Annotated in this window: 19 protein-coding genes; 8 read left to right on the top strand and 11 right to left on the bottom strand. The window is 41.5% G+C overall.

Annotated features, from left to right (window positions below):
• Positions 1-187: 187 nt before the first annotated feature.
• A complete protein-coding gene (locus E0H88_RS13375) occupies positions 188-973 on the bottom strand; it encodes a crotonase/enoyl-CoA hydratase family protein (protein ID WP_131274535.1) in 786 nt (261 codons plus the stop codon).
• A gap of 220 nt (positions 974-1193) precedes the next feature.
• On the opposite strand from E0H88_RS13375, the gene pnuC reads away from it, so the two are divergent.
• The 3 genes from pnuC (at position 1194) to E0H88_RS13360 (ending at position 2706) form a co-directional block, all read left to right on the top strand.
• Positions 1194-1778: a nicotinamide riboside transporter PnuC gene (gene pnuC / locus E0H88_RS13370; RefSeq protein WP_131274534.1), complete on the top strand. Its 585-nt coding sequence runs from the start codon at positions 1194-1196 to the stop codon at positions 1776-1778.
• A gap of 17 nt (positions 1779-1795) precedes the next feature.
• The gene (locus E0H88_RS13365; protein ID WP_131274533.1) at positions 1796-2071 is read left to right on the top strand and encodes a hypothetical protein; all 276 of its coding nucleotides are present in this window, start codon (positions 1796-1798) and stop codon (positions 2069-2071) included.
• Between the two features lie 137 nt (positions 2072-2208).
• Positions 2209-2706: a DUF2505 family protein gene (locus E0H88_RS13360; protein ID WP_131274532.1), complete on the top strand. Its 498-nt coding sequence runs from the start codon at positions 2209-2211 to the stop codon at positions 2704-2706.
• A 569-nt stretch (positions 2707-3275) separates the two neighbouring features.
• On the opposite strand, the gene E0H88_RS16155 is transcribed toward E0H88_RS13360, so the two are convergent.
• Positions 3276-3479, bottom strand: a complete 204-nt coding sequence (locus E0H88_RS16155) for an amino acid transport protein (protein WP_092818751.1) — start codon at positions 3477-3479, stop codon at positions 3276-3278.
• Between the two features lie 218 nt (positions 3480-3697).
• Between E0H88_RS16155 and def the strand changes: the two genes are divergently transcribed.
• Both def and E0H88_RS13345 read left to right on the top strand, forming a co-directional pair.
• Positions 3698-4177, top strand: a complete 480-nt coding sequence (gene def, locus E0H88_RS13350) for a peptide deformylase (protein ID WP_131274531.1) — start codon at positions 3698-3700, stop codon at positions 4175-4177.
• Between the two features lie 256 nt (positions 4178-4433).
• Positions 4434-5471 carry a GGDEF domain-containing protein gene (locus tag E0H88_RS13345; protein ID WP_165493322.1) on the top strand — a complete coding sequence of 346 codons (1038 nt, stop codon included), beginning with the start codon at positions 4434-4436 and terminating at the stop codon, positions 5469-5471.
• 197 nt (positions 5472-5668) lie between these two features.
• Here E0H88_RS13345 and E0H88_RS13340 read toward each other — a convergent pair whose 3' ends face one another.
• The 4 genes from E0H88_RS13340 to E0H88_RS15960 all read right to left on the bottom strand — a co-directional run bounded on the left by E0H88_RS13340 (position 5669) and on the right by E0H88_RS15960 (position 11738).
• The gene (locus E0H88_RS13340) at positions 5669-6664 is read right to left on the bottom strand and encodes a hypothetical protein (protein ID WP_131274529.1); all 996 of its coding nucleotides are present in this window, start codon (positions 6662-6664) and stop codon (positions 5669-5671) included.
• 3 nt (positions 6665-6667) lie between these two features.
• On the bottom strand, positions 6668-7669 hold the full coding sequence (locus E0H88_RS13335; RefSeq protein WP_131274528.1) for a DGQHR domain-containing protein: 1002 nt from the start codon (positions 7667-7669) through the stop codon (positions 6668-6670).
• A 76-nt stretch (positions 7670-7745) separates the two neighbouring features.
• Positions 7746-11498: a methionine synthase gene (gene metH, locus E0H88_RS13330; RefSeq protein ID WP_131274527.1), complete on the bottom strand. Its 3753-nt coding sequence runs from the start codon at positions 11496-11498 to the stop codon at positions 7746-7748.
• A gap of 84 nt (positions 11499-11582) precedes the next feature.
• Complete coding sequence (locus E0H88_RS15960) at positions 11583-11738, bottom strand: hypothetical protein (RefSeq protein ID WP_165493321.1); 156 nt, start codon at positions 11736-11738, stop codon at positions 11583-11585.
• A gap of 228 nt (positions 11739-11966) precedes the next feature.
• Between E0H88_RS15960 and E0H88_RS13325 the strand changes: the two genes are divergently transcribed.
• Positions 11967-13586 carry an inorganic phosphate transporter gene (locus tag E0H88_RS13325; protein ID WP_131274526.1) on the top strand — a complete coding sequence of 540 codons (1620 nt, stop codon included), beginning with the start codon at positions 11967-11969 and terminating at the stop codon, positions 13584-13586.
• 181 nt (positions 13587-13767) lie between these two features.
• On the opposite strand, the gene E0H88_RS13320 is transcribed toward E0H88_RS13325, so the two are convergent.
• Entirely contained in the window at positions 13768-15318 is a 1551-nt protein-coding gene (locus E0H88_RS13320) for a hypothetical protein (protein WP_131274525.1), read from the bottom strand.
• A 236-nt stretch (positions 15319-15554) separates the two neighbouring features.
• Positions 15555-16172, bottom strand: coding sequence for a rhomboid family intramembrane serine protease (locus tag E0H88_RS13315; RefSeq protein WP_131274524.1), 618 nt, complete (start codon positions 16170-16172; stop codon positions 15555-15557).
• 158 nt (positions 16173-16330) lie between these two features.
• On the opposite strand from E0H88_RS13315, the gene nfuA reads away from it, so the two are divergent.
• Entirely contained in the window at positions 16331-16969 is a 639-nt protein-coding gene (nfuA, locus tag E0H88_RS13310; protein WP_092818742.1) for a Fe-S biogenesis protein NfuA, read from the top strand.
• Between the two features lie 90 nt (positions 16970-17059).
• Here the strand turns inward: nfuA and E0H88_RS13305 are convergent, their stop codons facing one another.
• Both E0H88_RS13305 and E0H88_RS13300 read right to left on the bottom strand, forming a co-directional pair.
• Complete coding sequence (locus E0H88_RS13305) at positions 17060-18070, bottom strand: hypothetical protein (RefSeq protein WP_131274523.1); 1011 nt, start codon at positions 18068-18070, stop codon at positions 17060-17062.
• A gap of 17 nt (positions 18071-18087) precedes the next feature.
• Positions 18088-19041: an alpha/beta fold hydrolase gene (locus E0H88_RS13300; RefSeq protein ID WP_252152027.1), complete on the bottom strand. Its 954-nt coding sequence runs from the start codon at positions 19039-19041 to the stop codon at positions 18088-18090.
• A 383-nt stretch (positions 19042-19424) separates the two neighbouring features.
• Here E0H88_RS13300 and E0H88_RS13295 point away from each other — a divergent pair, with 383 nt between their 5' ends.
• Positions 19425-20039: a carbonic anhydrase gene (locus tag E0H88_RS13295; protein ID WP_092818738.1), complete on the top strand. Its 615-nt coding sequence runs from the start codon at positions 19425-19427 to the stop codon at positions 20037-20039.
• Between the two features lie 36 nt (positions 20040-20075).
• Here E0H88_RS13295 and E0H88_RS13290 read toward each other — a convergent pair whose 3' ends face one another.
• Complete coding sequence (locus tag E0H88_RS13290) at positions 20076-20660, bottom strand: arylesterase (protein ID WP_409976764.1); 585 nt, start codon at positions 20658-20660, stop codon at positions 20076-20078.
• Positions 20661-20708: the final 48 nt, after the last annotated feature.

Raw genomic sequence — 20708 nt, 5'->3', positions numbered from 1 at the left:
CAGAGTGAAAACTCAAGTACGTTATATGCTTTTTATACTGCTGCGGATATCGCTGAAAAGGCAGCTGAACTGACACTAAAATCGCTGCTTTATAACTTCATAACTTCTGCTTGTGGTGTAGCAGTAGCATGGCAAACTCGTGTTGTTATTGCATTTAGACTGTTGGCGGTTGAATTATCGACTTGAATTATCGACCTTTAAATTCAGGCGCGCGACGTTGCAGCATCGCCATGACACCTTCTTGTACATCCTGGGTTTTAAGCAATGCAGCCAGATGCTGAGGTAAATGGGCAAACGCATTTTCTGCTCCCTGTTCAGCAGCTTCTTTGGCAGAAGCCAGGGTTGCCTGAACTGCCAGCGGAGCAGCCCGGGCAATATGTTCCGCCAGTTCAATCGCACGTTGCAGTGGCGGTTCAGGGGTAATTTCAGTAATCAGGTTTAAATCCAGTGCTGTTGCTGCATCAAAACTATCGCCGGTCAGTAAATAGCGCATGGCTTTGGACCAGCCTGCGGCCTGTATAAAACGAACAGTTGCACCGCCAAAGGGTAAAATGCCACGCTGCACTTCCATTTGCGCGAACTGGCAATTGTCCTGCGCAATAGTCATATCGGCATTCAGCATCAGCTCTATGCCTGCGGTATAACAAATCCCTTGTACGGCAACAATCACCGGTTTTTTTCGTGCTCTTGAACTGGTGCCCCAGGGGTTAATTTGCGCATGATCAAAATCAAATATGCCTGTTTGCAGTTTGGGTTGTAATTCAACCAAATCCAGCCCGGCAGTAAAATGGTCACCGTGGGCAAAAATGACCGCACAACGCAATTCCGGATTATCTTCATATTCAGTCAAGGCCAGTGACAGGTCATGAATCATATGGCTATCAAAGGCATTTCTTTTGGCAGCCCGTTCCAGGCCAATCAGGAACAGAGACCCGCGGATTTCCCGGCTGACTTTTCCTTGTTGTTGTGACATGCTTATTTTTCCAGATAGACTGTTTTCTAAGTTTTAAGTGTTTGTGAGACAACAGTCAAACCTGTGCAGCCTAATTTTTAAATTCTGTTGCAATTGCACAATGCGAAGCTAAAAGTACCGTGGGGATGGGCAAGCCTTTAGAAAAATAGGGATAATTTATCTTGCGTTCAAGGCCATTTTTTTCATAATAGCAACACCTTTTAGCTGGTTGATGATTGCCATGTCACCTTTAGAAATTGTTGCAGTTATTATTAGCCTGATTGGGGTGACACTCACCATCAAACGCAATATGTGGTGCTGGTGGTTTAACTTTGCTGCTTTTGTCTTGTATGCCTATCTTTTTTATCAATTTAAGCTCTATGGCGAAACCGTATTGCAGTTCTTTTTCATCGTGGTGAACTTTTACGGTTTTTATCATTGGCTGCAAGGCAAGCAGCAAGATCATGAAATTCGGATTGAGCCGATCGCCACAAAAACAGTGATCTTCCAGATGCTGCTGGCCGCAACTGGCGGTTTAATTTTCGGTTTAACGCTGAAGCATTTTACCGATGCTGCTGTGCCCATGCTGGATTCACAATTGGCTGCATTCAGTCTGTTGGCCACCTATTGGACCAGTCGTAAACATATTGCGACCTGGGTGCTGTGGATTTTTGTCGATATTATTTATGTCGGCATGTTCATTTATAAAGACCTGTTCTTAACTGCCGGTCTGTATGCCGCTTTTGTGGGACTCGCTGCGTTTGGCTGGTGGCAGTGGGAACAGGTGAAAAAGAAACAGGCCTTGACTCAGTTCAAAAGGGTTTAAGTAACAAGGAGAGAGGGATGCTGATCGACTTTGCTGAATACCAGCTGCACAGGTTTGATGAACTGGCGGGCCGAATTCAAGCCGAACCGGAAAAATATATCAATTTTGATTCTGTTTCTGACTTTTATAAGGTGGCCTGGTTGCAGGATTTTCCGCAAGGCACGAGCTGGACCGTGACAGGGCTGGATGATGGTGCCGAACAGTTTGATGTCATCATTGAATATCGTGGGCATTTTCTTCGTATTTCCTGTGGTGAGAAAACGACGGTTTACTCTGGTATCTATGCGGAATAGTGCGGTATAGATGGTCAATGACAGCCCATTAAAAATTAAATTAAATAAACAGCTATACAAAATAGGCTAGATCAGTGATGATCGAATGGTTTAAAATTATTCAAAATAACCACTAGAAAAATAAGGGATTATAAAAGATGGCACATCATTTTACTGTGAATTCTACAATTCAGGGTGTTTCACTTGATCAGTTCAAGCGACTTGTGGCAAATACGGTCTTGCATGAGGCAGTATGCAGACGTATACCGGGTGAAAAACTGGAAATTATTGAATCTAAAATGAGTGGGGATATTTACACTTTACGCCGTGCTTATAATCTGGATATCAATATTCCCAATATAGCAAAAAAATTCTTTAAAGATGCATTTCGAGTCAAGCGTACCGATATCACAGATTTGGCCGCTTTAACTTCAAGCATAAAATTGGGTGCAAATGTACCTCTAGAAGCAAACTGTGAACGTTTGGTCACGGGGGATGAACAGCAAATTCACATCAGTCTGAATTGGCAGGTCAAGATAAAAATTCCTTTAATTTCAGGTATGCTGGAAAAACATGCTGAAACTGAAATTCGTAAATTCAGTCAGCTGGAAATCCAGATTGTTGAAGATGAATTAAAGAAAAATTTAGCAGCTTAATTCATAAAAAGTCCTTCAAACGAAGTAATGCTGATCAGTTAAGGAGTTTAGAAATAAACTCCTTAATTATTAGTAATTCATGGCGGAGTCTTACCGTTTTAAATCAAACTATTGCAGCTCATTTGTTACTTTGGTTTCGCCCTGAGAAGCACTGCTTCGTAAGACTAAAGGCATCTTGCGGAGCAATGCTCCTCACCGCAAAACTCGTCAGCTACTATCAACCAGCAAATTTATCGCAGAAACAATCATTTTTTAATGTAGTCCTGCCTCAAACAGTTGCGGATGACTTTCCCCCATATCAAATACAGGCATGAATTTAAAAAAGAAAATGCCAGTCAATTTCTTAACTGACTGGCATTACTTCAAACGAAAGGCTTTTTTGTACTTCATCTATAGCCAAATAACGCTATAAAATTATATTGCCTGTTCTTATACAGTTTGCCTGTCAACTTGTAATCATATGAATCAGGCCTTTGCATGAGAATAGCTGGCTTTATAAATTAAATGCATCGGGACGTTCAAAACCCAAGGCATTTTCATTTTATACATAAACCTGATCTGTCCCTCAATTAAAGCCGGATAAAGTAAGGTGCAATAGAGAGCAAGATACCGATAGTGGTCAATAGGCCGGTACTTTCTATAAAATAAGGGAAAATCATCAGAACCAAGCCACAAATCCAAGGCACAAGGGCTTTTTGCTTTTTTCCATATAAAAAATAGCCTAAGCCTATAGAACTAAAAAGCACACCGAGCAGAAGTTGGGCAGTTGTCATATTTTTTATTGGTCAAGAAATTTAGTGAATGATATGCAAGTCAAATTAAAATGGTCTTAAAAGATATAGTGAACAAGCCTCATGCAGCATATTCTAAAATGTGCAATGCAAGTCTTAAAAACTAAATATAGAGTATGCTTGCTTAGCGTTAAAATTTATACACATGGTTTAATAAAAAAAATTAAGCTGAGTGTGATTGCCCAGTGAGGAATGAATAGATGAGCAGCATTTTACCTGTAGCACAGCGTGGTGAACGCATTTTGACCGTAACAGCGTCAGAAGTTGCACAAGCTGAGCTGAATAGCCCATGGTTAAAGGAACTAGCAGCCGCCATGCATGCCACCATGCTGGAACGTAACGGGGTGGGAATTGCGGCACCTCAGGTTTATGTGTCAAAGCGGGTGATTATCGTGGCCTCCTGTTCAAACCCGCGTTATCCCGATGCACCTGAAATGGATGCACTGGTGATGGTCAATCCTGAAATTCTAGAAAAATCTGAACTGACGGTTTTGGGGGAAGAGGGCTGTTTAAGTGTGCCGGATGAACGGGGACAAGTCGCTCGCGCCCAAACCATTCAGCTGCGTTATTTTACTTTGGAGGGTGTAGCGGTAGAAATGAGCTTGAGCGGTTTTCCTGCCCGAATTGTACAGCATGAAGTGGACCACCTTGATGGGATACTGTTTGTCGAGAGGATATAAGAACGCATTGTTTAATTTTTATACTATGGATATAATATTAAAGTAATAAAAAAACTTATAAATTATAAAGATATTCATAAAAAACATGAAATTTTTTAGAAAAATATCCAGGCTGATTTTTCATTATTGGGGCAGATTCAAATTTCATCTATTTGAATCCGATAATTTAATTATTAACTGGTCCAATTTTGACAAGGGCATATTGCTCTGCTTTTTTGGAGCATTTTGCCAGGTCAGCGCGATTAAATGGTATCTGTTGAGTTACTATTCAGAAGACAATCGGGTCTGGATTAATCACGACTTTTTTTTCGTCCGATTTACTACGGTCGTTGTCACCTTAATCATTTTTATCGGCATGATTGTGCTCAGCCACAGATATAAACACAATGCAAAATTCCGTCAATTTATTGCTTATTTTTCACCGATTTTTTTTGGGACGGTGATGATTTATGCAGGCTATACCGTGGGAATGTATAGCCCTGCAACCATTGCCGGTTTCGTCAATATTGTGCTGATTGGCCTGGTATTTTATTCACGTAAAATAATCTATGGCATTGCCATGTTTGCTTCTATTTTTACCGTGATTATCAGCTATTTAACTTTTAATGGATTTATCCGTTATGCGCCTGTGTTCAGTGATAACCTGACGCATAGCGAGTTTTACCTTAATCCGTTCTGGATCAAAAGTATGGCTGAGGTCTATCTTCCCATCTTGCTCACTTCGATTTTGTTTTTTGAAATTTTGCTGTCGCAGTGGCGCCGGCGTGAAATGAAAATTAAAAAAATGAGCCAGACCGATGCGCTGACCAATGTCTTTAATCGTCGTTATATTGGTGAACAGCTGAGTACTTTGGAAAATAAGAAAAAAGTGACTTATGCCGTGGTGTTGCTGGATTTGGACTATTTTAAAAAAATTAATGATGATTATGGTCATGAAACCGGAGATGCGGTTTTGCAGCGTGTGGCGACAATATTATGTACCACAACAAGAATACAGGATGTGGTGGGGCGTTTTGGTGGTGAAGAGTTTATCTTGATTTTAAAAGATCAAAACTTGCAGCAAGCCATCGAGATTGCAGAACGCTGCCGAAAAATTATTGAACAGGAAGAATTTGAACTGGAAACCGGGGAAATTCTAAAAACCAGTGCCAGTTTTGGGGTCGCACTTTCTGAAGCAAATACCAAAAAAGAACAGACCATTCGTATGGCTGACCGGGCTTTATATCTGGCTAAACAGAAGGGACGTAATCAGGTACGGCATTATCTGGAGCTCAACTTAAAGCCTGCTGTTTAAGGTTTTTATTCTTTAATGGTGTCTGATAATAGTCTGATGCACATTTCAATCACGATGTTTTCCGCACCGTTCATAGGTTTCTTCATTGGAACATTCATAGTCATTGATTTGGGAGATTAATAACTATTTATTACTATAGAAATTAGCGGATAAAAAACTAAAATATAAAAAATAAATTTAAGAAGAAAATTAATAATTTAATAGCCCCTTTTTTTCTTTTTTTTGTTTTTAAGCCTGTTAGGCAAATGCCTATGATTCTTTGGTAAAGAAGGGCGGGTAACAATTTTTTCAAAGACCTCTTTCAAAACACAATATACATATGCTAATGAGCAAATACGGTTTTCTTCTTGTGTTGATTTTAAAGTTAAATTTCTAGAATTACTTTCCTTAAGAATCCATGAATTTAGAGCATTAGGATTTTGTATTAAATGTAAAAAATCTTTTGCAGTCTCAGTTCCTAATCTTGAAAAATATTTTTGATCTGAATAGTTCCAATCGTTTCTCAATTTACTTGGTAAAGGGAACTTTTGTTCTGAAATATTCACAATGTTTTTTAAAATTTTGATCTCTGTATTTTCTATCTTTTTATCTAATATATTAAGGTTACAAAATAAATTAGACCATACTGCTTGGTGAGGTTTATCACCGCCAGGAATTAATCTAATTTTTAAAAAATTATGTTGTTGTGATCTTTCGATAATACAAGTGTAGTTATGATTAGAACCTTCATTTAAATTTCTGAGATTTTCTTGAAGTTTTTTTGTTAAGGGGGGCGAGGTGTCATTAAGAAATATGGATTTTAATTGAGTGGTAGAAAAGTTTATACTTGCTCTGCCTAATAATCTGTTAATTAAATTAGCCATAAAAAAACAAGCATAATAGACAGTGACTAAGATCCAAGCAGCTTGAGCTTTAGATTTAATTAAAAAATCAATATTTTTAATTTGTTCTGAAATTCTATGAAATTCACTATTAATTTCAGTTTGAATTATATTTTTAAAAGAGTTTTCATCTACAAAAATATTAAAAGTTAAACTATCATTTGGAAATTCAATAGTATGGTTTAAGCTTAATATTTCATTTTTTAAGCTTTTGGAATTGTTAAAGTTCCCAAAATCTAATTCGATTTCAGGAACATAAAAAGATGCTAAAATTTTATCTAAATACTCTTTAATTTGATAGCTGCAATACATAAATTAAAGCAAATCCATTCCATTATTCGTAAATTTCGCATGGCTATATGCGTCTATTAAAGTGATCATTTCATTAGATAAATTAGATATAGCTTGCTTATTCGAACCAGTATGTTTTTCAAAATCTAAACTTTTAATACATGAAATAACCTGGTAGAGAGATTCTTCTTTCAAGTTTTTTAAGTTAATATGGCTTACAGAACAAACTTTATCAAAAACTTTAAACATTGATTCAAAAAATGCAGCTTGAGATACTAGATTATCATTATTATGTATTTCCTCTAAGACACTAGAAAAAGCCTTTAGATAATTATTTAATAATATATATTTTTCATCTAATGTTTTAAACATTGATAAATAAGAGTCAGAGTTACTTAATAAAGGTGATATTGCTTTTTCGAAAGGAACATGACTGACTTTTCCTACTACGGATTGAGTTTTTGTCATACGACCATATAAAGGTGAATTTTCATCAGTATAAAAACGATCGAATAGAGCTAAACGTATAGCTTCTGGGGAAGTCTCATTATCTAATAAATATTTTGTAAGTTCTTGTTGTAAAGTCTTTGGGACGCCTTTCTGATTCGAGTTAATATCAAGAAAATATTGAATTTCTTGTTTAATGGTTAAGTTACACAATAAACAGATAGGTAGTTCTATATCTGATTGAGCTAAGAAAGCCCCATAAAGTCTATGTTGCCCATCTAAAACCAGTAAATTGTCGTTTTGTATATTTAATACGAGTTCATTTGTAAATTCATTGTAATCGAAGTTACCTTTATAACTTAAAATAATTGAACCAGGTAGCAAATAACCTTCATCGATATATTTACCTATTGCTCTACTTCTTCGTTCATCGAGAAGTCTTTGATATCCATTTTGTTCTTCATCAACACGTGAAATTTTTGCAATATTCTTTAATTCTTTACCGTTCATTTTAGAAATATAGCAACGAGTATCATTATGGCTTATATCGAAAGCTTTCAATACTAAGTTATTGTTCATTAGATTAATTTCTCGAAATTTTTTCTATACCTATTATAAAACAAAACCTCGCATTAACGAGGTTTTGTTTTAAGTATTAAATAACAGAATCATCCAAATTCGGCGCTAACCAGCGTTTCGCTTCATCCAGTGTCCAGCCTTTACGCTTCGCATAATCTTCTAGCTGATCTTGCGCAATTTTACCCACGTTAAAATACTGCGACTCAGGGTTGGCATAGTAGAAACCGCTGACAGATGAAGGTGGCCACATTGCAAAACTAGAAGTCAATTGCGTACCAATCTTGTCAGTCGAACCTAACCAGTCAAACAACGGCGCTTTTTCAGAGTGCTCAGGACATGCCGGGTAGCCTGGCGCAGGACGGATACCGACATATTTTTCTTTAATCAACTCGTCATTCGACAACTGTTCAGATGCCTGGTTGCCCCAGAACTCTTTACGGATACGTTCATGCAAATGCTCTGCAAAAGCTTCGGCAAAACGGTCACCTAAAGATTGAACAAGAATAGCAGAGTAGTCATCGCCTTTGGCTTTGTACTCATTTGCCAGTTCTTCCGCACCAAAGATCGAAACGGTGAAACCGCCTAAGTAGTCCTGAATTTCTTCTGGCTCAGCTACACTTTCGTTTCGCTCTTGCGCTTGGGCAAAACGTTGTTTTGCATATCCAAGCTCAGGTGCAATAAAGTCTGCCAATGACAAGTTAGGTTTATCGGTCACTTTATCCGATTGCTGACGGATATGCTCAAAAGTATGCGTAACTGTCGTGCCAGTTTCATCAAATACTTGAACTGTATCGGCACCTGAACGGTTAGCAGGGTAAATGCCAAATACCGCGCGTGCATCGAAACGTTTATTTTCGATGATGTCTTTCAACATGGTTTGTGCCTGGTTATACAAATCAGTCGCTGCTTCACCCACCACTTCATCTTTCAGGATGGCAGGGAACTTACCTGCCAGACTCCATGAAATAAAGAACGGTGTCCAGTCAAAATATTCAACCAAAGTTTCCAAAGGATAATTGGTCAGCGTTTGCGTACCAATGAAGTTTGGCTTCACAGGCTTGTTGGCTGCAAAGTCAATTTTCAAGCCATTTTCAACCGATTCTGCATAAGACAGTTTGGCTGCTTTTGGCTGTTTGTTGGCAATACGTTCACGCACTTTTTCATATTCAGCACGGGTTTCTGCCACAAAGGCAGGTTTCATCTCTTTAGACAGCAGGGTGGTTGCTACACCCACCGCACGAGATGCATCGGCCACGTAAATAACGGCATCATTTGAATATTGCGGATCAATTTTTACCGCAGTATGTGCTTTAGACGTGGTTGCACCGCCAATCATGAGCGGCACCTTAAAGCCTTTACGCTGCATTTCCTTGGCAACAAACACCATTTCATCCAAAGATGGGGTAATCAGACCGGAAAGACCAATGATATCAACCTTCTCATCAATTGCCGTTTGTAGAATCTTCTCGCACGGTACCATCACACCCAGGTCGATAATGTCATAACCGTTACAGCCCAATACCACGCCAACAATGTTCTTGCCGATGTCATGCACGTCACCTTTTACGGTCGCCATCAACACTTTACCTTTAGACTCACCGCCCGATTTTTCTGCTTCGATATACGGGTTCAGCCATGCCACGGCCTGTTTCATCACACGTGCAGATTTCACCACTTGCGGCAGGAACATTTTGCCTGAACCGAACAGGTCACCGACCACGTTCATGCCGTCCATTAAAGGACCTTCAATCACATCGAGTGGACGTTTGGCTTTTAAGCGTGCTTCTTCGGTATCTTCATCAATAAAAGTGGTGATGCCTTTCACTAATGCATATTCAAGGCGTTTTTCAACTGACTCGTTACGCCATTCAAGATTTTCAACGGCTTTTTGTGCACCTGCCTGACCGCGATATTGTTCAGCCACTTCAAGCAGCTTTTCAGTCGCTTCCTGACCGCTTTCACCCTGGTTCTGGTTCAGGATCACATCTTCAACCGCAGCTTTCAGTTCTGCTGGAATGTCATCATAAATTGCCATTTGGCCAGCGTTCACAATACCCATGGTCATGCCTTGCTTGATGGCATGGTAAAGGAATACCGAGTGAATTGCTTCACGTACCGGCTCGTTACCACGGAAAGAGAACGATACGTTAGACACACCGCCTGAAATCATGGCATGCGGCAGGTTCTGCTTAATCCAGCCGGTTGCCTCAATGAAGTCCACCGCGTAGTTGTTGTGTTCTTCAATACCGGTGGCTACCGCGAACACGTTCGGGTCAAAAATGATATCTTCAGCCGGGAAGCCGACTTCATTCACCAAAACATCGTATGAACGCTTACAGATTTCTTTCTTACGCTCAGCGGTATCTGCCTGACCATTTTCGTCAAAGGCCATCACAATCACGGCAGCGCCATACTGACGGCATAGACGTGCTTTATGGACGAACTCGTCATAGCCTTCTTTCAGGGAAATCGAGTTGACAACCGGTTTACCTTGTACGCATTTCAAGCCCGCTTCAATGATTTCCCATTTAGAGGAGTCAATCATGATTGGCACGCGGGAAATTTCCGGTTCTGAGGCGACCAGATTCAGGAAATGCACCATTGCGCCTTCTGAATCGAGCATGCCTTCGTCCATGTTGATGTCGATGATTTGCGCACCGGCTTCAACCTGTTGCTGTGCGACTTCTAGTGCTTCAGCAAAGTTTTCTTCACGGATCAAACGCAGGAATTTTTTAGAACCGGTGACGTTGGTCCGTTCACCCACGTTCACGAACAGCGAATCGGCTGTAATATTAAATGGTTCTAAACCGCTTAAGCGGCATGCCGGTTTGGTTTCAGGCAATTGACGCGGTTTGATGTCTTTAACGGCATTGTAAATGGCACGGATATGATCCGGTGTGGTACCACAGCAACCGCCAGTAATGTTGATTAAACCGCTTTCTGCAAATTCTTTCAGGAAGGCAGCCGTTTCTTCCGGAGTCTCATCATAACCACCGAAGGCATTTGGCAAGCCGGCGTTAGGATGGGCAGACACGAATACATCAGCAACGTCAGACACGGTTTTTACGTGTGGACGCATGGCATCTGCACCCAAGGCACAGTTAAAGCCAATTGATAACAAATCACCGTGACGCACCGAGTTCCAGAACGCTTCTGCGGTTTGGCCGGTCAAAGTACGGCCTGAAGCATCGGTAATCGTGCCTGAAATCATCAATGGCAATTCATAACCAATCTGGTTGAACACTTCTTTTACGGCAAAAATAGCCGCTTTACAGTTTAAGGTATCAAATACGGTTTCAATCAGCAGAATGTCTGCACCGCCTTCAATCAGCGCATGCGCAGCTTCAATATAGTTTTCTTTGAGTTCATCAAAGGTGATGTTACGGAAAGCCGGGTCATTGACGTTCGGCGAGATTGAGCAGGTACGTGAAGTCGGGCCAAGTACACCGGCTACAAAACGTGGCTTGTCTGGAGTTGAATATTTTTGGCAGGCTTCTTTGGCAATCCGTGCCGCTTCACGGTTAATCTCGGGAACCAGATCTTCCATATGATAGTCCGACATAGAAACACGGGTGCCGTTGAAACTGTTGGTTTCAATAATGTCCGCACCCGCATCCAGATAGGCTTCGTGAATACCCTGAATAATGTGCGGCTGTGTCAGTACCAAAAGGTCATTGTTGCCTTTCAGGTCAGATGCCCAGTCAGCAAAACGCTCACCACGGTAGTCAGCTTCTTCGAGTTTGTGACGCTGAATCATGGTGCCCATCGCACCGTCGATAATCAGAATCCGTTGAGCGAGCAGCTCTTTTAGGGTGGCAAGCGTGGACATAAATAACCCCAATCCGATGGAATATAAAATCGGCATATATGTTAGCAGAAATCAGTTCATTTTTTCTGATATTCAGTTTATTTACTAAGCGTCATGATGGGCTTGCCGAATAAATAGTCGGGTTAAATTTAAACTAGCCTGTTGATAGTTCTGTAATAAATCCTTCATCAAGTTGTAATGAATATGCTTCATGCTGACTGAGCTTGCCGTATTCGCATGTCCGGCGGTCTTATATTTCATGCTTTGTAACATTATGGGAAATGGCTAAAATAGCCTGGGAAATGACTGAGGTTTTATTGTAAGTATATGATTTTAATTGTTTAATTTAACTGTTATTCTCGGGTTTTTAGCGAGGAAGGTGCCAAATAAAGTATGAAAAATTGCTTTATATGACACCGCTTTGTCATATAATTGTCATAATTAAATTGAACAATATGAGGGATTTTATTATCCCTTTGAACCGTCTGCATGAATTCTAGTATTCCTCCCGTCCAAGATCAGGTGCCATCAGCACCAGCGAAATCGACGAATGTGCATGTTGCTACACCGAAATTTTTTATGCCGGTGTTTCTCACGGTTATTATTTCAACTTTGGTGTATATCGGCTTTCAGCTTTCAACCGATTTGGCGCATGTGCCAGCATTAAGTTTATATTCCGTTATTCTTTTAGCGACTGCTTTATTAATTGCTTTAGGCTTTGAATTTGTTAATGGTTTTCATGACACGGCCAACGCAGTCGCAACTGTTATTTATACCAATGCCTTATCTGCCCCTGTTGCCGTAATGTGGGCAGGTTTTTGTAATTTCCTTGGGGTGATGGTGGCAAGTGGTGCTGTTGCTTACGGCATTATTGCTTTATTACCTGTAGAACTGATTATGAATGTCGGTTCAGGCGCAGGCTTTGCCATGGTTTTTGCCATGCTGATCGCTGCGATTCTCTGGAATTTGGGTACCTGGTTTTTGGGTATTCCGGCATCAAGCTCACATACCTTAATCGGTTCGATTTTAGGTGTGGGTATTATGAACTACATCCTGCACTCAGGCGCTGGAGCAAGCGGTGTAGATATGGAGCAGGTGATGAAAGTGGGTAAAGCACTGCTGTTTTCTCCACTGATTGGTTTTGCTTTTGCTGCTGTCCTGTTTTTACTGGTGAAAAAAATCTTCCGTAAACAGTTGGAGCTCTTTCATCCGCCTGAAGGGAACAAGCCGCCGCCACCTTTAATTCGTGCAATTTTGATTTTCACGTGTACCGGTGTGAGTTTCGCGCATGGTTCAAATGACGGTCAAAAGGGCATGGGCTTGATTATGCTGATTTTGATTGGTTGTGTACCATTGGCCTATTCTTTAAACAAGAATTTAGACAATGCACATATTCAGTCTTTCGAGCAATTGTCTCAGCAAACGGCTACTGCTATTTATCCGCAGCATGAAAATATTGCGGATGCTCAGGCACGTGCTGTGATTACCAAGTATATTCAAACTAAAGAAGTGACCTCTGAAGTGGTCCCAGCTTTAGCAAGCCTGACCGATCATTTGGGTGACCGTGTTGCCAAATATGGTGATATTCACAATATTCCAGAGGCTGAAGTTTCTGCGATCCGCAATGATATGTATCTCAGCACGACTGCGTTTAAGCGTTTAGATAAAGCTGAGCAGCTTCCTGAGATGTCAAAAGATCAAAGCAAGTTGGTTAAAGAATATCGTAAAAACCTGGATTCATTCCTTCAGTATATTCCTACCTGGGTGAAAGTGGCTGTTGCCCTGGCATTAGGTCTGGGTACCATGGTGGGCTGGAAGCGTATTGTGGTCACTGTAGGTGAACGTATTGGTAAAAACCATATGACTTATGGTCAAGGCATGTCAGCCGAACTTGTTGCAATGACAACGATTGCTGCAGCAGATGGTTTGGGTATGCCTGTATCGACAACACACGTTTTGAACAGTGCAGTTGCAGGTACCATGGTAGCCAATAAATCAGGCTTGAATTTGCAAATGGTGCGTACGATCTTATCGGCATGGATCTTCACTTTGCCGGCGACCATCTGTTTATCTGGTGGTTTGTACTGGTTATTCTTACAGTTCGTTTAAGACTTCTGTTGGAAACAAAAAACGCTGCTTTCGCAGCGTTTTTTTATGTCTTTCAGTGCTTTGTTATGAAAAGAAAATCAAACTGCATATATCCTTCATTTGTCTTTGTTTGACCTTCACTTGCACCTTGGTTTAAAGCTATATTTCTCATCTTCCTAAAGAAGAGGGGGAAGCCTTGTGATTATTTCTTTATCTTGCGTAGCACTTTCTTAATCGGCAATTTTTGGTTGGCAAAGCCATACAGTGCGGCAAAAGGCAAAGCGGTGCGGGCCAAATAAGGCACCCGCCATAATCCGCCATGGTTGGCACCTTTCATCATCAGTTCCAGCGGATGATCCAGATGGGTTTCCGGATTGGCAACCGATTCAGGATGACGTAGGTCATAAATCCACAAAGCAGCCATTAAGGCATTGGTGGTTTCAGGGCTAAACGATTCCACGTCGAACAGGCTGGCACCACTGAAGGCCGCTTTCAATAACGGATTTTTGGTCACTGAATGGGTTGTGGTAGACGGCGCAATATTAATGCTGACCCGTTGTCCATAATGACGCGCCAGTGTGGCACGCCACTGCTGGATCCGTTTGGCCAAAGCATAGTTTGGACCTTGTTCGACCACCAGACAGTCCGCAATGCCATATTCCTGACCATTGTCGGAAGGAATGAGCGTGTGTAGATTCTGCTGGAAAAAACGCTGGGCGGTAACGGTTGAAATGCTTTTACTCAGAAGCTGACGGACTTTGGAACGGCACTGGAACTTGTCATAAGACGCTTCGACCACTTCCTTCGGAATGGCATAGACATCGGTTGGCGTGCACATGAACATTAAACTGGTGTCCGATTTTTGCTCACTGACATATTCCATGATGCTATCCATGGCCATGGCAACACGAACATGTTTTTCACCATCGAGATAGGCAATGGCTGCCAGATCAAGCTGGTGTTCACTTTGGCTTAACCAATGGGCAATTTCAGGCGTTTGGGTGAGTAAATCTGCGCCTAATTTTTCTTGCAGTACCTTGCTTGAGGTATCTTCTGCCAATTTTTCCGTGCAAGGTGCATACAGTGTGGCGTTGCCTTGCTGAATGGTGTTGAGGATTCTGTCCCACACCCGGGTATTGGGTAAGTCTACGGCAATAATATTGGCTTTCCAGCGTGCCAGCCAGGTGAGCGGACCGGCTTCAGACCCTGCACCAAATAGCACCATGGTACGGTCTGAAAGATCAAACCATTCCGGATGGGCTTGTGCCGTACGCAAGGCATCCGCATGGCTGCATTCAATAATACCTGCATCTTGCCAGGCCTGAATTTGATCCAGTAAAGCCTGGCCTTGTAACTTTTGCCCTTTATAGGGTACATACCATTCAGGCGCAGCATCACTTTCACCCTGAAGCTGAATGGTATATAGCACTGAAGTATCGACATCTTTCATAATGTCTTTCAATAAATAGCGTTGACCATCTCGATAAAAATCAAAGCTATGATGGGCTTTATGCAAGCCTTGTTTGGCAATGGTAATGGAATTGTTGATGGTGCGAATACCGTGTTCTACCAGGGCTTTGAAGTAGATCGGATAGTGCTTGCGCCAATTTTTTTCGGCAAGTGCATCCATGGATGACTTGTTATCAACAATAGACAGGGCTTCAGCAATAATTTCTTTACCTGTTTGGGTGGTACTGGCTTTTTTGCTGTGGGGATTGATGGGGAATTGAAGACCATTTAATGAAGTGGACATGCAAAAGATCTCTTTTTTTTGCGCATTTATATACAGATGTCTACATTATCTATGCCAAAATGATTTGTGGGGTAGCATTTAATGACAAAATTATGTAAATCTTTATTGAATATACGCAGCAAAAAAGGAGCATTAAGCTCCTTAATTTTTTAAATATTCGAATGTTCTTTATTGAACAAACCCAGCGAAGTGTTTTTAAAGCCTAAATACCGGGTGTTCCTATTCTGAAAAATACCTTAAAAAGGCACTTGCATCAGTTTATTCAAAAAGTGGCCAATAAGGCGGGGTTCAATAATAATCGTCATTATTACCCCATACGCCGCTCCCCATAAATGCGCACTATGGTTGATGTTGGAGTTGCCGCGTTTGCCTGACCAGACGCTATAAGCCACATACAGCACGGCAAAAATAATTGCCGGTACAGGAATAAAGAATACAAAGATCAATTTCCACGGTTCAAACAGAATATAGGCAAACAGCACGGCAGACACCGCACCAGAGGCACCCAAGCTGGCCCAGCGATGATCATTACGATGCTTTAGATAGCTTGGCAAAATGGCAAAAATCAGGCCACCCAAATAAAACAGCACAAAGCCCAAATCGTACATATATTGCCGATAAAAACTTTCAATCACGCTGCCAAAAAAGAACAGGGTAATCATGTTGAACAGCAGATGAGTCCCGTCTGCATGCACAAAACCATGGGTAATAAAACGATCATATTGTCCACGCTGCATTGCCGGCGGCCAGAAAATGAGTCGGCTCATGACTTTCTGATTTGAAAACGCAATCAGCGAGATAATAACGGTAATAAGAATCAGGGTAACGGTATGGTTAAAAGGTAAATCCAACATAAAAGCAAGTTCTACATTTCAAAATCTATTGTTCATAATGCCATTAAATGGCAGCTCAAGTTGAACTTTCACAATAAATCCGACAATTTTAGTTGAATTTATGAAATTACCCCGCATCTTCAGTTAAAATGGACACTTCAGCTTGAGGAAAAATTGTTATGTCGACTGAGAACACCAGCACTGCAGTTGCAGAAGAGATTCCAAACTTATTGATTACTCCGACTGCTCAAGAGTATTTAAAGGATTTGTTAGAAAAGCAAAATACACCAGGTATTGGGGTGCGTGTTTTTGTGGAAAATCCTGGTACGCCACGTGCTGAATGTTGTATGGCATATAGTGCACCTGACGAAGTTGTTCCAACCGACTATAAACAGGATTACCCGGATTTTCCGGCATTTATTGATACTCCATCCATTCCATATTTGCTGGATGCCGTGATTGACTACAATAAAGACCGTTTTGGCGGTCAGTTGACATTCCGTGCGCCAAATTCTAAAGTGCCGCGTGTAGGTCCAGATGCCTCGGTAGAAGAGCGCATTACCTATGTGCTTCAGTCTGAAATTAACCCGGGACTTGCAGGCCATGGTGGTAACTGTGCACTGGTTGAAGTGGTGGAAGATGAAGAACACGGTTTAACTGCGGTACTGAAATTTGGTGGCGGTTGCCAAGGCTGTTCATCTATTGACCTGACCTTGAAACAAGGCGTTGAAACCACCTTGAAACAGCATGTACCTGAATTGATGCGTGTAGTTGACCAAACGGATCATAGCAATACCGAAGGTGCTTATTTTAAATAAGCGCAAATGATTTAAGAAAAAACCTCCATTACGGAGGTTTTTTTATAAGAGGCAAGAAAGCCGCATGATGTGGCTTTTTATATATCGGTCTTATGAGGCATCAAGGTTTAAAATTTTCTGTGCCGTTTCAGCATAATAGAATTTCTCTAAATAGGCTCTGGCACGTTCACGTAAATATGCAGATGAAACCAGTTTTTGCACGACAGGTGCTAGTAATTGCTGCAATTCGTGTTGAATCAAGGCTTCATCAATATTCAGGTCACGTAACAATAAATCAAACGGGCGTTCCTGATTGCGGATGTACCAGGCATAGATCCCATCATGAACCTGCTGTTTCAGGTAATCTGTTTGGCGGATGTGATCCCAGATTTCATGGCCTAAATTCACCGTGTTACCGAGATCCTGAACTTCAATATAATTTTTCAGTACCGTTAAAGGCATATCCTTGATTTTATGCCAGAGGTTGGCCTGAAAATGATAGAGCTTTTCGTCATCAAAATGCTGATTTAACACATGCTCACTCATTTGGCTCAGTTTTAAAATATTCTTCTGCAAATAATGTGCAACGGTTTCATCCAGATTTGAATCGGTCACGGTTTCCAACACCGATTTGCCCATTTTCATAAAACGGGACACGCCAGGAACCCGTTTGGCCATGACCGAATTATCCACATAGTCCTGAATGGAGTGCTGAATGAGCTGGCTAATCATGGCGGAAAAGGCAGGATTATTGACCACCGTTTTAATCAAGCGCTGGCGGTGAGCACTTTTGCTCGCGACATATTGGGCAATTTTGTCGATGGTTAAAACTGGAATGACATCGGCTATTTTAGTGCTCTCGTTGAGCGGATGAACCAGGGCAAAACGCAGATGCTCCGTAATCTGCTCAATTAAAAAGCTGCTCGCGGGGGTGGCTAAAACCTGCTTTTGCAACAGTGCATTGATTTGCTCAAAGGACCAGATCTGTTGCAGCGGCTGTTTTCTAAACCACTGATAAAAATTCAGGAATTCAGTTTGAATCGTTGCAGTATGTGAAAACTCTTGGTCTAAAAAGTCAAGATGAGCTTCAATTAACTGCTCAATCATGGGATGTTTTTGCATACTGTCTCGGGGAAAAATTAATTGAGTGGAATAAGCTTATCTGCCAGCGGGTTTTTCATTTTTTGGGTCTTGGCAAGAAAGGGTAAATAATGTGCCGCCACTTCCTGCTCTGCTTCCAAAATGGGCATGTGTCCTACATTATTAAGAATGACAGGAGCCTCAGCGCGTTTCAATAAGGATTTTAACTCATTTGCCACTTCAACATTAATAATTTTGTCCTGTTTGCCCCAAAGAATCAGGGTAGGGGCTTCTACCGTTCGGGTAAGACGGGCAAAGGATTCTGGCGTATAAATACGGTTCAGTGCCACCAGCTGATCGATTAGCTTGCCATTTTTTGCTGCTTGGGTAATCAGGTAGTTTTCCTGGGCAGATTTCACGGCGTTGGGTAAGCTGGGTGGATTTTGCATGACCCGATGCATCACCTGTTCCAGATCGCCAGGTTTAGACACGATCAGCTGTTTCAGGGTCACCGGATCTTTGGAATAGCGGGTCTTGGCCTGGGTATAAATACCTGCGCTATTGAGCAGAAACAGGCTTTGCGTATCAAACGGATATTGCGATGCATAGACAGTGGCAATCGATCCGCCCAGGGAATGGCCGGCCACATTCAGTTTGTCTTCTACATCAATGGCTTCAACAAAACGGCGCAGGCTTTCTGTCACATTGGGTACGGAAGCATCAAAGTTTTCAGGTGTTCTGGTTTCACCATTATTGGGCAAGTCGGGAATGATGACATGATAGTAAGGCGTTAAAAAATGGGCCACCCGGTTCCAGTTGTCCCGATTCCCGGCTAAACCATGAATCAGCAGAATGGTCGGTTTTTGCCGTGATCCCCCTTCATTGTAAGCCCAGCTGATCTCACCGACTTGAATGGTCCTGGCTTTCAACCCGGCTTCATTGCGTTCCTGAACCAGATAGTTTTGCAAATTTATTTTTTCTGTATTCGGTTTGGTGCTTTGAGCCATAGCCATGCCTGTAAAACAGCAGGCTGTAACAAGACAGAGGTTGCGTACAAATCGAGAAAAATTTGAACCAGGCTGTGTCATTGATGATCATCCTTGAAGACTCATGCCGATAATATTTATAGGTCAAGAATAAAAATTATCTAATTTCAGACAGCATCTAATTTTTTTAAATGTCTGTAGTTTATTGTAAATATTATTAAAGAAATGTCACTGAATTGTTTTTTGAACCCGGTAACTGGAAAGTTTTAAAATGTGAACTGTGTCTTTTTTTGGACCCAATAAAAATATTTTGTAACGCAGTCAGAAACTGAACAGCTATGATTTTTTGCAAGTGACTTTCAGTTTTCATGGCATTAAAATGTTCCAACTTAAAACATTGGAAGACCAGCATGCTAACAGCAGAAGAAGCTTTAGATCGTTTAAAAAAAGGGAACCAGCGTTTTGTAAATGGTGAAACGACGCATTCTAAACTTTTGTCTCACCAGCAACGTGCAGAAATGGCAGAAAGCCAGGAACCGTTTGCAATTGTATTAGGCTGTTCAGACTCACGTGTACCGGCTGAAATGGTTTTTGACCAGGGGCTAGGTGACTTATTTGTGATTCGTGTAGCCGGTAATATTGTTGCGCCATCACAAGTCGGTAGTGTTGAATTTGCGGCAGACAGTTTTGGCTGTCCTGTAGTGATTGTTTTGGGGCATACCCATTGTGGCGCCATTCATTCCACCATTGAGGCCTTGACCAATCCAGCAGCTCCGCCATCTGCCAACTTGATGTCAATTGTGAACCGGGTACGTCCTTCAGTTGAAATTTTAATGCAAACCGAACTTAAAGATGACTTGGATAAACTGTCCAAACATGCCGTACGTTCCAACGTTTTTGCATCCGTAAACCAGTTGCGTCACGGTTCTGCGGTATTGGAAAATTTGATTGCCCAAGGCAAGTTAAAAGTGGTGGGCGCAGAGTACTCGCTTGAAACGGGTGAAGTCACTTTCTTTGATTTTTAACTTAAAAATCAAAAGTCAGGATTTATAAAAGGCGCTTTATAAAGCGCCTTTTATATAGGGATAAGCATTGTTCAGCAAGATGCTTTGGGCAGAGGCATTGGGATGAACCAGATCGGCTTGCATCAGGCTTTTCTTGCCAGCTACACCTTCTAAAAAAAATGGCAGCAATTTCACATTATGCTGCTGACTGACAATCTTGTAATTTTTTTCAAAAGCCTTGCTATAAGCAGTGCCGTAATTGGGCGGAATTTTCATTCCAAATATAATGACTTTGGCTTTTGCCTTTTGACTGTGCTGTACTAAAGTCGCCAGGTTTTTTTGAATCAAGAGCGGTGGCTGACCGCGTAAACCATCATTCCCGCCCAGTTCAATCACCACAATATGTGGCTTATAGGTTTGCAGCAATTTGGGCAGGCGTGCCACGGCGCCACTGGTGGTTTCACCACTGACACTGGCATTGACCACTTTATGCTGTTTCGGATACTGTTGGTCTAGACGTTTCTGTAATAATGTTACCCAGCCTTGCTGTGCCTGTATGCCATAACCCGCACTAATACTGTCACCCACAATCATAATGGTTTTAGCAGATGCCATGACTGAAGTAAGACCCAGACTGAGCATGGCCAAGCAAGGCAATACAAGAGTTTTCAGATTGCGATTTTGCATATA

The sequence above is a fragment of the Acinetobacter sp. ANC 4216 genome, assembly GCF_004331195.1.
Taxonomy (GTDB): domain Bacteria; phylum Pseudomonadota; class Gammaproteobacteria; order Pseudomonadales; family Moraxellaceae; genus Acinetobacter; species Acinetobacter kookii.
Note: the sequence above shows the minus strand (reverse complement) of the source record. Positions and strands in the feature narration are given on the sequence as shown.